The following is a 15,137-nucleotide window of genomic DNA, read 5'->3' as shown; positions in this document are numbered from 1 at the left end:
ACACACATGGAAGATTACAATAAGATTATTGAGTCGCTTGGGGTGCGGTTCATTAAAGCGAAAAATCTGGTGTTGCAGCAGCCGTTCTCGGTACGCAACTACTACGACGTAGGCAACAACCTGATTCTGCTTCATAAAGGTACAATTTTCTTTGGTGAGGAGGAACAGATGGTAGAAGAGGGCGAACTGCTCTTTATACCGGGTGGACGTAGCACAAAGGTAACCTATGGTTCCGGCGATGGCAGATCCATCACAAACGATGACCTGATCACCAACAGAGAGAAGTTCTTTAAGAGCAACAACGACCTCGACCTGATCGGCGACGCGGAAGAGAGCCACAGCTATGTGAGCTTCGAAGCGAAAGTGTTCGATTCAGTTAACTTCTTTGCATCACTTGACCTGCCTGCCTTCCTGATCTCAGGGAACAACAAGCTGGCTAACCTGGTGATCAAGGTAGTGGAAGAAAGCATGCAGGATTTGCCAGGCAAGGAGCGTCTGATCAGCATCTACACCGAGAACATCGTGGTAGAGATCGTGCGTCACATCCTGCGCAACAAAATGTTTGTGGAGCAGCTGGCTACGAACAGCACCTACTTCAAAGACCCTCGCCTCATTGACCTGTTCAATTACATCAAAGAGAACCTGGGCGGCGACTTGTCTAACAAAGTGCTTTCTAACGTGGCCAACGTATCGGAGGATTATGTAGGCCAGTATTTCAAGATGCTGACAGGCATTAACCCTCAGGATTATATCGAATACCAGCGCATGGAGCGTGCTGTGTTCCTGCTTCGCACTACGAAGAAGAGCATCCGCGAAATCGGTAAGGATGTGGGCTACAAAGATACAGCTTACTTCTGCCGTCGCTTCAAGATGATGTTTGGTATACCTGCCGGTAAGATGCGTCGTCGCGAATCAGCGATGAACATCTAAGGCAAGATTATAAGAAGCAATAGTGTGAGAAACCTCGGCCAGAAAGCCGGGGTTTTTTTCTATGTGGTTACCTACCACAATGACGTCGGCGCCAGCCTCCAGTGCTGCTCTTGCCTTGGCCGCCGTATTGATGCCTCCTCCCACTATGATGGGAACCTCCACCGACTGTCGTACCGCCTTGATCATGTCTGCGCTGATGGGCTGCATAGCGCCGCTGCCTCCGTCGAGGTAGATGTAGCGCAGGCCCAGCAGCTCGCCGGCCATGGCAGTGCAGGCGGCAATCGCGGGCTTGTCATAAGGTATAGGCGTGGTGCCACTCATGTAAGACGCAGTGGTTTGGCGGCCGGTGTCTACGAGCATGTAGCCGGTAGGGTATACCTGCAGTTCACTGGCTTTGAGAATAGGAGCCGAAAGCACATGCTGGCCGATCAGGAAGTCAGGATTGCGGCCAGAGATAAGGGACAGTAGCAAAATGCCGTCAGCTTGCTTGTCAATGTGCAGGCTGTTGCTTGGGAAGAGAATGACAGGTATAGTGCTGTTCTCTTTGATAAGTTTGATGATGGCGGCCTGGTTATCAGTGGTGATGAGGCTGCCGCCGACAAAGAAAAAATCTACCTGGTGGGTTTCACTAAGAGAGAGCAGGTTCAGGCAGGAAGCTTCGTCCAGGTTATCGGGGTCGATCAGGAGGGCGAAGTGCTTTCTGCCTGGCTCATGCTGCTGTCTGTTACAAAGGTTGTTGAATGGCATCCTCTTCTGGAATGGTATAAGCAATCGTTTCTACTTCAGTCACCTCAATGGGTGCTGCTGCAATATCGTTATTTTTAGAAACAGTGCTTAAGTATTCCTCTACCTTTTTAGTAAGGTATACAAGGAGTAAGGCCATGAGCTGCTGACTGATTACCTGCATCAGTTCAGAGTTTACAAAGCTTTTAGATACGCCGGTTTGTTGCTGCGGGGTATGTGGCATGCGTTCTGATGACAAGGTATAGTCGTCCTCTTGCTCATGTACAAAGGAATTGTACCCTGCCATATTCGCATTTCTTGCGGTGTAGCTATCCTCCTGGTCGTGCGCATACTTGTTGAAGCCAAGCGCATCCGTCTCCTTGCTCTTGGACTTTGAACTCTTTAGAGCCTTTTTGTTCTTCAGTTTTTTAATTTTTTTTTTACCGCCGCTGAACATGCTCTTCAGCAGGAGCCCTGCTACCAGCACACCGCCTGCAATGGCGACTTTTTTGCCCATCTGCTGGCCCTGTGTCTTTATCTGATCCACATCACCCATGAGCGCGTTTTTGTATTCTTCTTTTTGACGCTCCAGAAGTTCACGCTCGTTATCGAACAGGGGGTTGTTAGTTTCGCTCATACTTGTTTCTCTCTTTTGTCTGTTTTGTATATCGTATTATCAAAGGCTTTGTCAGCCATGCCTTGAAACACTTTCTTGTCGAGACCAACAAGCAGCACCACCAGCACAATCACATAGAATAGTGCGATAATGCCGAAGCCCCAGAAAGAGCTGTCAAGGAGGTGGTTGAGCAGAAGGCCCAGAAAGATGCTAACAAAAAGGAAGCTCATCAGGCCAAAAAAGGCCAACAAGGCACCATGTACCGCACTTACAAAAGCAGCTTTTAGCTTTTCCTGTATTTCCAGACGTATAATGTCTATGCGGGTATCAATATACCCCATTAAGTTATCAATGAGGTTATTACTTTTCTCTCTTGTGCCGTTGTCATTCATAGTGCCCAGCTTTTTTAGTGCTTTTTCTGTATACGCTATTAGATTAAAAAATTTGCGGAAGATATAACCAGTTAAAGTTGTAGTACGGAATTTGCTGTATCTTGTCCGTGTTTACTTAACTTAAGTATCACTTTTTTGTTACATTAGTCTCTTTGGAGCATAACCTATATAGCACATTAGGCGTGAGTCCTACGGCCTCGGCGCAGGAGATCAAGCTGGCTTACAAGCGGCTGGCATTGAAGTATCATCCTGACCGTAACCCGGGCGACGCACGAGCGGAGGAATTGTTCAAGGTCGTTAACGCGGCTTATCAGACCCTGTCCGATCCCCAAAAGCGCGTGCGCTATGATTTGCGTCTGCAGTACCTGCGCGAACAGCGACAGGCCATACGGCAGCATCAGCCGCACCATAATCCCCGCTACCGGCAAACCCGGCCACCGGCCCCGGTTTCAGAGCGTCACTACCAAAATATACCTCGCCGCGAAGGTCGCCGCTTTGTGCGCAAGGACCTGTACATCACACTCGGTTTTTTCGCTTTCATGTTCGTGTTCAGCGTGCTGCTGAAGTCTACCATGGACTACATCACAGGCGAAGACAGGTATAAGACCGCACTCAGCTACATTGAACACGGCAAGTACAGTAGCGCACATAGCCTGCTCACGGATGCAATCTATTTCCGCCCAAAGCATTCAGACGCCTACCTGACAAGAGCAAGCATCTCGATGAATGTGTATGAGAATTACCGCTCGGCTGTGGAGGATCTGAATCAGGTGATCGCATTGCAGGACAGTCCTTCTGGAGAAGTGTTTATGTTGCGGGGCAAGTGCCTGGCCAAGCTGGAGAAGTACCAGGAGGCCGAAAGGGATTTTGGTATAGCGCTCACGCTTGACAGCACATTACACACCGCGCAGTTAGACAGGGGAGAAGTGCGCTTGTTTTACCTGCAGAAGTTTGAGCCCGCCATAGCCGACTTTACCAGCTTTCTGCGACATACATCCAAAGGTGAGTCCTGGGCAAATGCGTTGACCTTCCGGGGCTTCGGGTATTACAAAACAGGCGAATATGCCGCCTCGGAGGCAGACTACCGCCAGGTGCTGCAGGCTGATAATGCCAATGGGCGGGTGTATTACCTGCTTGGCCGCACTGAGCTCGAGCAGGCACAGCCTGATTCTGCCTGTGCTCACTTTAGAGAAGCTTACCGCCTGGGTTACTCGGCGGCGGTACTGGAACTGCGGGCTAACTGTCGCTAAAAGTATTTGAGCAAGCGCTTCTGCATCCTTTCACTGTCCCAGGCCTGACCACCCAGATAAATCTCTTTTACTTCGCCGCTCGGGTTCAGCACATAAGTAGTAGGGTATACTGTCAGTTGCTGGTTAGCAAGTGGGGTATTGGCTTTGAGGTAAGTGAAGCTATAGGGCTGGCGGCTTCTGAATTTCAGGATTTTCTCCAACTCCTCGTCCGATATCGTTACGACGGCTATCTTGTCAGGGTGTAACTGTTGCAGGCGATCCATGGCGGGCATCTCTTCGATGCAGGGCTTGCACCAGGTAGCCCACACATTCAGCACAACCACTCTTCCTTTATACTTGTCGATGGAGATAGGCTCGCCCTGCAGGCTTGTAAGCTGAAGTGCCTGCCAGTTCACACGCTGCGGTACCGTTTGATTGAGCATGTAAAAGGCAAACACTGCAATAACACCCGCTACGGCAAAACCAACGGCATAAGCAGTCCAGAATATTTTTCGTCGGGTCATATGCTAAAACTGTATGTTTTGGATGAAAAACATATAGATAAGAGCCAATGCAAGCACAGTACCGATACCGGCAGCCATGCCCGCAAAAATGGCGCTCCAGAAAATTCTTTTCATGATGGCAATAAGTGTTGTAACAGCTAAGGTACTAAAATGCGGGAAGAATTACAGCCCGAAAACAATTTAGACAACCAGCGGCTTATTATAAAGTATAGTAGGGCAGCAGAAAGGAGAAGGGTATAAAAACAAAAAACCCTTACCGGTTAGGGTAAGGGTTTAAGCTGGTGGTGATGATTGGAATCGAACCAACGACACATGGATTTTCAGTCCATTGCTCTACCAACTGAGCTACATCACCAGCTCCATTGTGACCCCCTCTTCCGAAAGGGTATGCAAAAGTAGTAACCAAAATCGAAGACGCAAACTTTCAGGCAAAAATATTTTAAAAAAGTGGCCTTGTATACGTTTATTCTCACTATTCTGCTATCTTTATCTACGAATTGGTATGTATAACGAATAATTCACCGTGATTCAACTCGAGAACATTATCTTCCTGATTGTAGCAGGCCTGGGCATTGGCCTGTTTGTGTGGCAGATCCGCAAGATTCGCAAGAACATTCTGATGGGCCGTGACGTCGATCTGACGGATAACCCATCGGAGCGCATCAACAAAACTTTGCTGGTTGCCTTCGGACAGCAGAAGATGTTCAAGCGCATGCTACCGGCCGTGCTGCATCTGTTCGTGTATGTAGGCTTTCTGGTGATCAACATCGAGGTGATCGAGATCCTGATCGATGGGGTATTTGCCACGCACCGCGTACTGGCTTTCCTTGGACCGGTTTACAGCGCCTTGATGTTCATTAATGAAATACTGGCTGCGCTGGTAATCATCGCCTGCGTGATCTTCCTCTGGAGGCGTAACGTGACGAAGGTGCCGCGCCTGGCAAGTGGCGTAGAAATGCGCGCCTGGCCAAAGCTGGATGCGAACTTTATCCTGATTACCGAGATCGTGCTGATGTTTGCCTTGTTTGCCTTCAACATCGCTGGTTTGAAGCTGGTACAGATGGAAGGCGGCGAAGTGGCAGGCAGCTACCCGGTCAGCCAGATGTTCGTAAATATCTTTGGCGACAACCCGACCAGCCTGCACATCATAGAGCGTGTAGGCTGGTGGTTCCACATCATCGGTATTCTGGCCTTTATGAACTACCTGCCGAGTTCGAAGCACTTCCACATCATCATGGCTTTCCCGAACGTGTATTACTCGAAGCTTCTGCCAAAAGGTAAGTTCACGACGAACCCGGCTATTACGCACGAGATCAAAGCCATGCTGGATCCAAGCTACCAGCCGCCGGCGCCGGAAATGGACGCAGAAGGTAATCCGATCGTGCAGCGCTTCGGTGCGAAGGATGTGGAAGACCTGACCTGGAAACAGCTGATGGACTCCTATACCTGTACGGAGTGCGGCCGCTGTACCTCTGTGTGCCCGGCTAATATTACAGGCAAGCTGCTTTCGCCACGCAAGATCGTGATGGATACCCGCGACCGCATGGAGGAGAAAGGCGAGCATCCGGCCATCTTCGCCCCGAACCACTACAAAGAATTGGGGGTTGAACGTGTTGAAACTACAGACGAGAAAACCTTGCTGCGTGGCTACATCACACCAGAGGAACTCTGGGCTTGTACTACCTGCAACGCCTGCGTGGAGTCCTGCCCGGTGAACATCGACCAGCTGTCTACGATCATGGACCTGCGCCGCTACCTGGTGCTGGAGGAGTCGGCTGCGCCCGCTTCTGTTAACGCCATGTTCACCAACATCGAAAACAACGGTGCCCCATGGGCCTTCTCACCGTCCGACCGCTTCAACTGGGCCGAGGACATATATGTACCTTCGAAGAATTAAATTGCTGATTGCTTATTGTTAATTGCTTATATGTTGACTGTTATGATTGATTGTGACGCTTGACTTGGGAAAAGCTCAAGGCCTTTGATAAGGTATAGCAAAACCTGTGGAAGTGTAAAATCAACAATCATCAATCAACAATTCATAACCTACCAGATGGAAGAGAATAAAAGATTAGTTAAAGTGCCAACTATGGCAGAAATGGCAGCGAATGGTGAAGAACCGGAAGTGCTGTTCTGGGTTGGCTGTGCCGGTTCGTTCGACGACCGTTACAAGCGTGTAACCCGTTCCTTTGTGCAGATTTTGGAGCACGTAGGCGTAAAATATGCCGTATTAGGTACAGAAGAAAGCTGTACAGGCGAACCAGCCAAACGTGCCGGTAATGAGTTCCTGTTCCAGATGCAGGCTATTACCAACATCGAGGTGCTCAACGCTTACAATGTGAAGAAGATCGTAACGGCCTGCCCGCACTGCTTCAACACGCTGAAAAACGAATACCCAGACCTAGGCGGTAACTACGAGGTGATCCACCATTCCACGTTCCTGCAGCAGCTCATTAACGAAGGCAAAGTGAAGGTACAGGGTGGCGAGGCTTTCAAAGGCAAGCGCATCACGTTCCATGACTCCTGCTACCTGGGCCGCGCCAACGACATTTACGAAGCACCGCGCGACGTACTGGCCGCACTGGATGCTGACCTGGTAGAGATGAAGCGCAGCCGCGCCAACGGACTTTGCTGTGGTGCCGGCGGTGCCCAGATGTTCAAAGAGCCGGAGCCAGGTAACAAAGACATCAACATTGAACGTACGGAAGAGGCCCTGGCTACACTGGGTAGCGGCAGTGGCGTAATCGCGACAGCCTGCCCGTTCTGCATGGTGATGATGAGCGACGGTGTGAAGAACAAGGAACAGGAAGAAAGCGTAAAAGTTTTTGACATCGCCGAGCTGATCGCTCAAGCTGAAGGTCTTAGTAAGTAATACCTGATTGTTGATTGTTAATTGATGATTGTTTGATCGGGAATGGATTCAGCTATACCTGCTTTTATAAGTGAGGACAGATGCAGCTTTTCAGGTACGACATCATCAATGAGCAAAGCTTCAAAAACAACAATCAACAATTAACAATCAATAAGAAAAAATGTACATTCCTTTTGACCAATTGCCACCGCAGGCTCGGCTCTGGATCTACCAGGCTGACAGGGCTTTGACAGAGGCTGAGCAGGAAGAAATAAAACCAATGCTGGAGCGTTTTGCTACTGACTGGAGCAGTCATGGCAAGGGGCTGCAGGCGTCGGCTAGCTTGTTGCACAACCGCTTTTTGGTGCTGGCCAACAACGAGACCGTTACCTCTGCCAGTGGTTGCTCTATAGACAAGTCGGTGGCTTTTGTGAGGGAACTGGAGCAGCGCTTAGGGGTTTCGTTTTTCGACCGTACCCGATTAGCTTTTTTGAAAGACGGAGAAGTGCAGGTGGTGGGTATGAACGAATTAAAAAATAAAGTGGCCGCTGGCGAAATAGACGGGCAGACCTTATATTTTGATACATTGGTAAATAATTATGGAGAGTTGCAGGATGCCTGGCCTCGACCGGCGCAGCAGAGTTGGCTTTCCAGGTATTTTTAGATCCGCTAATTCAAAACCTACCCCCATGCAGCAGACGCTATCGACCAAGTCAGTGGCCCATTACCTGAAGTTTACAGCAGCTGTTTTGTTGCTGGCAGTGGTGCTTAGCTCCTGTGGGGCGGGCATGTACCTCAGCAAGGCCGACAAGCGCTTCGGAGAAGAGCAGTATGAGCGGGCCATCGAATACTACAAGCAGGCACTTAAGGGGGCAAACAACACCGGCGAGATCAATTACCGCATTGCGGAATCCTATCGCTTGTCTAACCGACTAGCAGAGGCCGAGACTTATTACAAAGCCGCACTCGATAACAACTACCGCAAAGAGGAGGGATTCTTCTACTACGGCATGGCCCTAAAGGCCAATGGCAAGTACGAAGCCGCCTTGGGTCAGATGCAGGATTACGCCCGCATTGGTAGCAAGCAGGAACTTAAGACGCTGGCTTTGCGCGAAGTAGAGACTTTAAGCCAGCTGAGCGGCATCCTGAAAAAGAACACGGGCTTCGAGATCTACAACCTGGAGGCGCTGAATACCGAAGGCTCCGACTTTGCTCCTTTTGTGCGCGGCAACGAACTGATCTTCTCGTCTACACGCGGACCGGGCAAGACCTACCTGGGCAACGGCGAAGGTTTCCTGAACCTGTATGCCACCACGTTGGATGCCGACTCGGCCAACCTGGGAGCTGCCGTGCGCAAACTGGAAGGTATAAACACTGATGACCTGCACGAGGCGCTGGCAACCTTTGCTGACGAAGGCAACACGATGGTATTTGCCCGAGGCAACGAAGGTACTAAGAAAGGCCGCCGCAACGTGGATTTGTTCATCTCTTTTTACCGCTCCAACGCTTGGACAGAGCCAAAGCTGCTGAACATCAGCGATCCGCGGGCCTGGGATTCTTCTCCGGCTTTCTCTCCTGACGGCAGAACACTTTACTTCTCCTCTGACCGCCGCGGTGGCTTGGGTGGCAACGACATCTACAAAACGACTATAGACGACAACGGACGTTTCTCGGCACCCGAAAACCTCGGACCGGATATCAACACGCCAGGTAACGAAAGCTATGTGCATGTGGCACCTGATGGCACTCTATACATTGCATCCGACGGTTTGCCAGGCTTGGGCGGGCTCGATGTCTTTAAGATTGAAGAAGGCAAGCCCGTGAACATGGGGGTGCCGGTTAACTCCAGCGGCGACGATTTCGGTATTTTCTTCCAGGATGCTTTCAAAGGGTATATCTCCTCTAACCGCGAAGGCGGCAAGGGAGGCGACGATATCTACGCGATTGCCCGATCGGCACGCAAGCTGGTGAATTTCTTCGTGGACGGTACGGTGTACCAGCGTCGCGACAAAGACAAGCAGCAAACCGTAGTGCCTAACATACCGGTGGTGCTGCAGGATAACCGTGGACAGAAAATAGCCGAAACTACCGCTGATGAAGAAGGCAAATTCACCTTTGCGCTCGACAGTGCTTCTACTTATTCACTGCTATCCGAAAAAGCTGGTTTCTTTGCTGCGCGCCAGCGAGTGAGCACTGTGGGCAAAATGCCACCACAAAATCAGTTGCCAAACGAAGTAAACGAGGTGCGCCTCACCGCTGACCTGCTCCTGACCGAGATCGTGAAAGAGAAAGCGATTGTGCTCGAGAACATCTTCTACGACTTCGACAAAGCCGACATCAGGCCAGACGCAGCCGAAGAACTCGACAAGCTGGTGCAGATACTGGTGGATAATCCGCAGATTTCCATTGAGCTAAGCTCGCATACCGACTCCCGTGGCGTTGATGTGTATAACCAAGACCTGTCACAGCGACGTGCGCAGTCAGCCGTAAATTACATCATCTCAAAAGGTATAGACAAGTCGCGCATTACGGCCAGAGGCTACGGCGAGAGTCGCCCGGTGGTGCGCAATGCCAAGACCGAGGAAGAGCACCAGCGCAACCGCCGCACCGAGTTCAAGGTGGTTCGCATTCAGGAGTAACAGGTATAGCGCTATACCTTTAAGCATAAAAAAATCGGCGGCTATAGTCTTGCACTGTAGCCGCCGATGCTGTTTTAGACCTGGGGTATACCTTAGCGGAAAGTATACTTAAGGCCGACCCCGATGTTGCTGATCTGACTCCTGTTGTTGTAATGTGGTGCATTCACTCCGGTAGTAAAAAGTGGTGTGCGGTAATCTACCGAAAGGGCCAACGGCAGCTTTTTAAATTGGTACTCTACACCAACCGTTCCAAATGCTACGGGGCTGGTATAGGTTTTTCCATCCATGGGGTATCGTATGCTTGTATGACGCAGTACGCCAACTCCCACGCCTGCATAGGGTCTAAAGCGTTCTGAGAAAGACAACTTTGGTTGCCAAACATAGCTAAGGGAAGCCAGGAAGTCACTTGAGTTAGAAGGTATCATGACATAAGCTTCCAAGGCCGATTGTTCGGTCACAAAGTATTTCGCTGTTATGCCAAGGTCTGTGTAACCTGAGCCTGCTACAGTATAGCGAAGTCCGACAGCTGCCTTATACGGTGCTGAGGCTTGTGGCTTTGCATCGGACATATCCTGCGCCTGAGTAGCCAGGATGGTGCAAGCACCGAATAGAGTAAGCAATGTTTTCCTGATCATAAATAAAGGGTTAATTTTCTGAGCTGTTAAATCTAAAAGTTAAGGATACAGATAGGCATAGGGCTGTACCTAGCGGAAGGTATATTTCAGCCCTATACCTGCATTACTGGATCTGATGAGGTCGACATAGCGAGGCGTTGCACGGCCATAGCGCATAAAGGTCGATCGGTAGTCGAGCGAAATGGCTAAAGGGATTTTCTTTAAAGAATATTCAAATCCGAAAGAAGCAATGCCTACGGGGTTAGTATAAGAGGCAGGCCCGTCAAAGTGGGCAGGCGACGGGTTATTGGTTTTGAGCAAACCAACGCCTACACCTGCATAAGGCCGTACGCGGTCTGAAGTAGCGAGTTTAGGCTGCCAGATATAGCTGAGTGAGGCCAGAAAGTAGCGAGACTCAGGATTCAGATCGGAATAAGCTTCCCAGGCAGACTGTTTTCCAATAAAATATTTGGCCGTGATGCCTAAATCAGCTCCTTGCGGTCCGGTTGCGTAACGCATACCAACTGCAAGTTTGTAAGGCGCCGACACCTGCGGCTTTACCTGCAACGAGTCCTGTGCCTGTGCTGCACCAGCAAGGCACAGGCTGAAGCATAAAATCAACAGTTTCTTCTTCATGAGCTTTAAGTTTGTTTATATAGAGGAGCCAATATATTCTGAGATGGTTGCAAGGTATAGGCGCTGTTTTTTCTCCTGGGTGATAGCCAATACCTATTGCGTGTAGATTAGAAGGGAGCTTCGCACCCCAGTATTTTGCCGCTTCTGCCTTTTTAAAGACTTGTTTTTGCCGTATATACAAAGGCCTTTCTTAAATTTGTAGAGCTAGTAAGACCAAGCACTATGGAAAATAGATACCTCCGCCGTGGCGTGTCCGCCTCAAAGGAAGACGTACACAACGCCATCAAGAACATCGACAAAGGGCTTTTCCCGAAAGCATTCTGCAAGATCATCCCTGATATCCTCACCGGTGACCCGGAGTACTGTGCTATCATGCACGCCGACGGGGCAGGTACGAAGTCGTCGCTGGCCTACATGTACTGGAAAGAGACTGGTGACCTGAGCGTATGGAAAGGTATAGCGCAAGACGCTGTAGTGATGAACACCGACGATCTGCTGTGCGTGGGCGCTACGGATAACATCCTGCTCTCTTCTACCATCGGCCGCAATAAGAATCTTATACCTGGCGAGGTGATCGGCGCCATCATCAACGGTACCGAAGAAGTACTGCAGATGCTTCGCGACAACGGCATCGGCATTTACAGCACTGGTGGTGAGACAGCCGACGTAGGCGACCTGGTGCGCACCATCATTGTGGACAGCACCGTAACCGCCCGCATGCGACGCGACGAAGTGATTTCTAACGATACCATACAAGCTGGTGACGTGATTGTGGGTTTTGCCTCGCATGGACAAGCCACCTACGAAACTGAGTACAACGGCGGTATGGGCAGCAACGGCCTCACCTCTGCACGCCACGATGTGTTCCATTCTTACCTTTCGGCCTCTTACCCGGAGAGCTACGACCCCGAACTACCAAAAGACCTGGTGTACTCCGGCAACTACCGCCTGACCGATGTGGAGCCGGAAACAGGTATGGAAGTGGGCAAACTGGTGCTTTCGCCAACCCGTACCTATGCGCCTATCGTGAAGGCCATTCTGGAGCAGCACCGTCCGCACATACATGGCATGGTGCACTGCAGCGGCGGTGCCCAGACCAAAGTGCTGCACTTCACTGAAAAGGTACATATCATCAAAGACAACCTTTTCCCGGTGCCGCCGCTGTTCCGCATCATACAGGAGCAGAGCCACACCGACTGGAAAGAGATGTACAAGGTCTTCAACATGGGCCACCGCCTTGAGATCTACCTGCCGGAGCAGTATGCCCAAAGCCTGATCGACATCTCGAAGTCCTTCAACGTGGACGCGCAAATCATCGGTCGTGTAGAAGCCAGCGAACGCAACGAACTGACAATTAAGAGTGATAAGGGGGAGTTTTACTACGAAGGGTAAAAGCCCGGATTAGTTTTAAAGGAAAACCACAGGTATAGCGCCTGTGGTTATTTTGTTTTTAGAGGGTTGAAACGTTCGACGTATCTTCTGATATTTTATAATAAAATTTTAGATGGTTATAATTCGTTCAAAATATAGTTATATATTAAGGATGCAATTCTTGTGCTATACCTATATGAAAACATACTTAACCCTACTATTGCCTTTGTCGTGTTGTTTTTCAGCTTTCGCGCAGCAAGAACCTTCGTACATTGAGAAAGGAAAATTCACGATAGGGCTTAACCTGCAGACAGTCTCCTACCACATCTATTACAAAGAAGGCAAAACGCAAGGATCTGTCCGGTCAGGTTATTTCACCCCCATTTCTATAAATAGTGGATACCAACTTTCTGACAGAGCAAGCCTAAGGTTTGGTATCGGATTAGGTGGCGATAGGGATAAGCTGACGGAGCAAATACAGGATGTCGAGTACAAGCATAACTCCAAAACTGTTGCCCTGGTAAGCTCGCTTTCCTTGTACCATACCTTTCTTAACCTTTACAAGAAACTGCCGATCTATGGTACTGTCTCGGTTGTGCCGGCCTATGGCTTCACCAGTCTGCAGACGACTCATAACGGAGCAAATGGCACCGATTCGCATACTGCTAAAGAAGGTGGTCTTAATGTGTTCGCCATGGCGGGAGCGGGCTTTAACTACCAGATCAGCAACAGGCTATACGGGAATATGTCTTACTTCTTTTACAAGAAGAACCTGTCTGGCATGAACTCCTCACATTATGATTGGGACCAAGGGTATGGCTTGAGGAGTATTACCAAGTCATTTGAGATGGGTGTAAACTATAAGCTTGGTATGGAAAGATAATTAACTCCTGATGAAAACACACTTCACTTTATTAGCGGTCTACCTGATCCTTTACTTCCCGGCCGTAGCCAGTGAAGGGGACACAGCCAATGTGCGCGAAAGCAAATTGTACGCAGGCATAGGTTTAACCACCATCACCTACCACATTTATTACAAGAATCCTACAGTACAGTATGGTTCGACCGGCTACTTCACGCCTGTTTTTCTGAATGTGGGTTATAAGGCGAGCAGTACGGTAAGGCTGCAAAGTGGTATAGCTTATGGAGGCAGTAAAAGTGAGATGTATTGGTCGCTTAATCATCGTGACGACGATACCTTGCAGATTCGAGAAAATACACGTACCCGTGTGCTGGCGGTGCCTGTTACCATACAGGTAGATTTATTTAGGCGCCACACCCGCATACCTTTCTATGGTACAGTTTCCACTCTTACGGCTTATGGGCAGACAGATGGGAGTGTAACTGAGATCCTGCATGGTGTGCCAACGACAGAACACATGCAGGACACAGGTGTAAACATTTTCCTAATGGCGGGGCTAGGTGTTAACTACAAGATCAGCAAACGCTTCAGTGGTTACACAGAGCTGTTCCTATTTAAAAGAAACCTGATTGGCGACAACTCCTTTGATTATGACTGGGACGCTTATTCTCCCTGGGGCCGCCGGCTTTTCAAATCATTTGCTTTTGGGGTAAACTATCAGTTGTAGCTGAGGCAGGTTCCTAATAAAAACCACAGGTATAGCACTATTATACCTATACCTGTAATCAAAGCATCCCCCGCAGACAAACCCTACCCCACTTTAGTTCCACAAACTGGCACAATAATTGGCTTGGCTGAAGTATGAGCTAAAACCTATACTGCCATGAAAAAGCTTCTACTTCCGCTTCTGTTTGTGCTGTTGGCGCTGCCGGCTTTCGCACAACCCACTGTCGTGACTTTTACCACCCACCGGGGCGAGCCTTTCCAGATGGCGCTGGATGGACGCCTGATCAACCGCTCGGCCTCTAACTTTGTGCGCATCACGCACCTGCGGCCCGGAAACCATTATGTGGAGTTTCGGATCAGAGGCCGCCATGGCATTTACAGGACAGGTATAAATGTGCTGGCCCGTGCTGGCTTCGAAACGAATTATGCCGTGCGGGTATCCGGTAGAAAGGTGAGTCTGCGCGTGATCAGCGAAATACCTTTGGGTCCGCCGCCAGTGGTAGTAGTGCCGCCGCCGCGCTACCCCGACAGGTATGAGCCCGTGCCCCCACGTTACGAGCCCGCACCACCACGCTACGAAGAGCCTGCCAACGCCTGCCGCAACCTCTTAGATCGATACGACGTGGACCGCCTCATTGACGCCATGAAAGGCCGTGACTTCGAGAGCACCCGCCTCACCATCGCCCGCGAGGCCGTGCGTAACGGCAGCATCCTGTCAGAGGACCTGCGCAATGTGCTGTTAGCTTTTGAGTTTGAGAGCACCCGTCTGGAGTTTGCTAAGTTCGCCTATGATAATGTGTGCGACAAAGAGCGTTTCTACTATATCTACGACATCTTCAAGTTCGATCACCACGTGCGGGAACTGGAGGAGTATACCAGCCGGAGAAGGTGAAGCAAGTTTAGGAGTTAGCGATTTTAAGAGTTAGAGAGTTTAAAGTTTATGCGTGTTGTGAGAGCAGTGTGGGCAATGCCTGCGCTGCTCTTTTTCTGTTAAGGTACAGCTAGGGCAAAACAAGTGACACAC

16 protein-coding genes and 1 tRNA gene are annotated in these 15,137 nt (G+C 49.9%); 10 read left to right on the top strand and 7 right to left on the bottom strand.

The genetic code is table 11. The features are described from left to right. Window positions 1–6 precede the first annotated feature (6 nt). On the top strand, window positions 7–930 hold the full coding sequence (locus BW972_RS04610) for an AraC family transcriptional regulator (RefSeq protein ID WP_076421288.1): 924 nt from the start codon (window positions 7–9) through the stop codon (window positions 928–930). Here the strand turns inward: BW972_RS04610 and BW972_RS04605 are convergent. From BW972_RS04605 to BW972_RS04595, 3 genes are read right to left on the bottom strand one after another with little or no spacing between them, the layout of a single operon-like run. Next, complete coding sequence (locus BW972_RS04605) at window positions 913–1,677, bottom strand: phosphoglycerol geranylgeranyltransferase (protein ID WP_007655840.1); 765 nt, start codon at window positions 1,675–1,677, stop codon at window positions 913–915. The two genes, BW972_RS04610 and BW972_RS04605, sit on opposite strands and share 18 nt — an antisense overlap. After that, window positions 1,655–2,290: a hypothetical protein gene (locus tag BW972_RS04600; RefSeq protein ID WP_007655838.1), complete on the bottom strand. Its 636-nt coding sequence runs from the start codon at window positions 2,288–2,290 to the stop codon at window positions 1,655–1,657. The genes BW972_RS04605 and BW972_RS04600 overlap by 23 nt, the downstream gene beginning before the upstream one ends. Then, complete coding sequence (locus tag BW972_RS04595; protein ID WP_007653047.1) at window positions 2,287–2,661, bottom strand: phage holin family protein; 375 nt, start codon at window positions 2,659–2,661, stop codon at window positions 2,287–2,289. Before BW972_RS04595 ends, BW972_RS04600 begins: the two co-directional genes overlap by 4 nt. A gap of 152 nt (window positions 2,662–2,813) precedes the next feature. On the opposite strand from BW972_RS04595, the gene BW972_RS04590 reads away from it, so the two are divergent. Further along, on the top strand, window positions 2,814–3,911 hold the full coding sequence (locus BW972_RS04590; RefSeq protein ID WP_040573485.1) for a tetratricopeptide repeat protein: 1,098 nt from the start codon (window positions 2,814–2,816) through the stop codon (window positions 3,909–3,911). Here BW972_RS04590 and BW972_RS04585 read toward each other — a convergent pair. Both BW972_RS04585 and BW972_RS04580 read right to left on the bottom strand, forming a co-directional pair. Then, window positions 3,908–4,414, bottom strand: coding sequence for a TlpA family protein disulfide reductase (locus BW972_RS04585; RefSeq protein WP_007653042.1), 507 nt, complete (start codon window positions 4,412–4,414; stop codon window positions 3,908–3,910). The two genes, BW972_RS04590 and BW972_RS04585, sit on opposite strands and share 4 nt — an antisense overlap. Before the next feature lie 279 nt (window positions 4,415–4,693). Beyond that, a tRNA-Phe gene (locus BW972_RS04580) sits at window positions 4,694–4,769 on the bottom strand. 168 nt (window positions 4,770–4,937) lie between these two features. Here BW972_RS04580 and BW972_RS04575 point away from each other — a divergent pair. The 4 genes from BW972_RS04575 to BW972_RS04560 all read left to right on the top strand — a co-directional run bounded on the left by BW972_RS04575 (window position 4,938) and on the right by BW972_RS04560 (window position 9,904). After that, a complete protein-coding gene (locus BW972_RS04575) occupies window positions 4,938–6,311 on the top strand; it encodes a 4Fe-4S dicluster domain-containing protein (RefSeq protein WP_007653040.1) in 1,374 nt (457 codons plus the stop codon). 156 nt (window positions 6,312–6,467) lie between these two features. Next, window positions 6,468–7,286, top strand: a complete 819-nt coding sequence (locus tag BW972_RS04570) for a (Fe-S)-binding protein (RefSeq protein ID WP_040573484.1) — start codon at window positions 6,468–6,470, stop codon at window positions 7,284–7,286. A 160-nt stretch (window positions 7,287–7,446) separates the two neighbouring features. After that, the gene (locus tag BW972_RS04565; RefSeq protein WP_076421287.1) at window positions 7,447–7,929 is read left to right on the top strand and encodes a hypothetical protein; all 483 of its coding nucleotides are present in this window, start codon (window positions 7,447–7,449) and stop codon (window positions 7,927–7,929) included. 25 nt (window positions 7,930–7,954) lie between these two features. Further along, window positions 7,955–9,904 carry a CHU_0125 family OmpA-like outer membrane integrity protein gene (locus BW972_RS04560; RefSeq protein WP_076421286.1) on the top strand — a complete coding sequence of 650 codons (1,950 nt, stop codon included), beginning with the start codon at window positions 7,955–7,957 and terminating at the stop codon, window positions 9,902–9,904. A gap of 92 nt (window positions 9,905–9,996) precedes the next feature. Here BW972_RS04560 and BW972_RS04555 read toward each other — a convergent pair whose 3' ends face one another. Both BW972_RS04555 and BW972_RS04550 read right to left on the bottom strand, forming a co-directional pair. Next, window positions 9,997–10,539, bottom strand: coding sequence for an outer membrane beta-barrel protein (locus tag BW972_RS04555; RefSeq protein ID WP_076421285.1), 543 nt, complete (start codon window positions 10,537–10,539; stop codon window positions 9,997–9,999). A gap of 69 nt (window positions 10,540–10,608) precedes the next feature. Further along, on the bottom strand, window positions 10,609–11,154 hold the full coding sequence (locus BW972_RS04550) for a hypothetical protein (RefSeq protein ID WP_076421284.1): 546 nt from the start codon (window positions 11,152–11,154) through the stop codon (window positions 10,609–10,611). A gap of 222 nt (window positions 11,155–11,376) precedes the next feature. Here BW972_RS04550 and BW972_RS04545 point away from each other — a divergent pair, with 222 nt between their 5' ends. The 4 genes from BW972_RS04545 (at window position 11,377) to BW972_RS04530 (ending at window position 15,005) form a co-directional block, all read left to right on the top strand. After that, window positions 11,377–12,546, top strand: coding sequence for an AIR synthase related protein (locus tag BW972_RS04545; RefSeq protein WP_076421283.1), 1,170 nt, complete (start codon window positions 11,377–11,379; stop codon window positions 12,544–12,546). A gap of 175 nt (window positions 12,547–12,721) precedes the next feature. Next, window positions 12,722–13,408: an outer membrane beta-barrel protein gene (locus BW972_RS04540; RefSeq protein ID WP_007653030.1), complete on the top strand. Its 687-nt coding sequence runs from the start codon at window positions 12,722–12,724 to the stop codon at window positions 13,406–13,408. Window positions 13,409–13,418: 10 nt separating this feature from the next. Beyond that, window positions 13,419–14,114, top strand: coding sequence for a hypothetical protein (locus tag BW972_RS04535; RefSeq protein ID WP_076421282.1), 696 nt, complete (start codon window positions 13,419–13,421; stop codon window positions 14,112–14,114). Between the two features lie 156 nt (window positions 14,115–14,270). Further along, window positions 14,271–15,005, top strand: a complete 735-nt coding sequence (locus BW972_RS04530) for a proline and serine-rich protein 1 family protein (protein WP_007653025.1) — start codon at window positions 14,271–14,273, stop codon at window positions 15,003–15,005. Window positions 15,006–15,137 lie beyond the last annotated feature (132 nt).

This window comes from Pontibacter lucknowensis, from assembly GCF_900156415.1.
Taxonomy (GTDB): domain Bacteria; phylum Bacteroidota; class Bacteroidia; order Cytophagales; family Hymenobacteraceae; genus Pontibacter; species Pontibacter lucknowensis.
The sequence above is the reverse complement of the archived record's forward strand: the minus strand, read 5'-3'. Positions and strand labels throughout refer to the sequence as shown.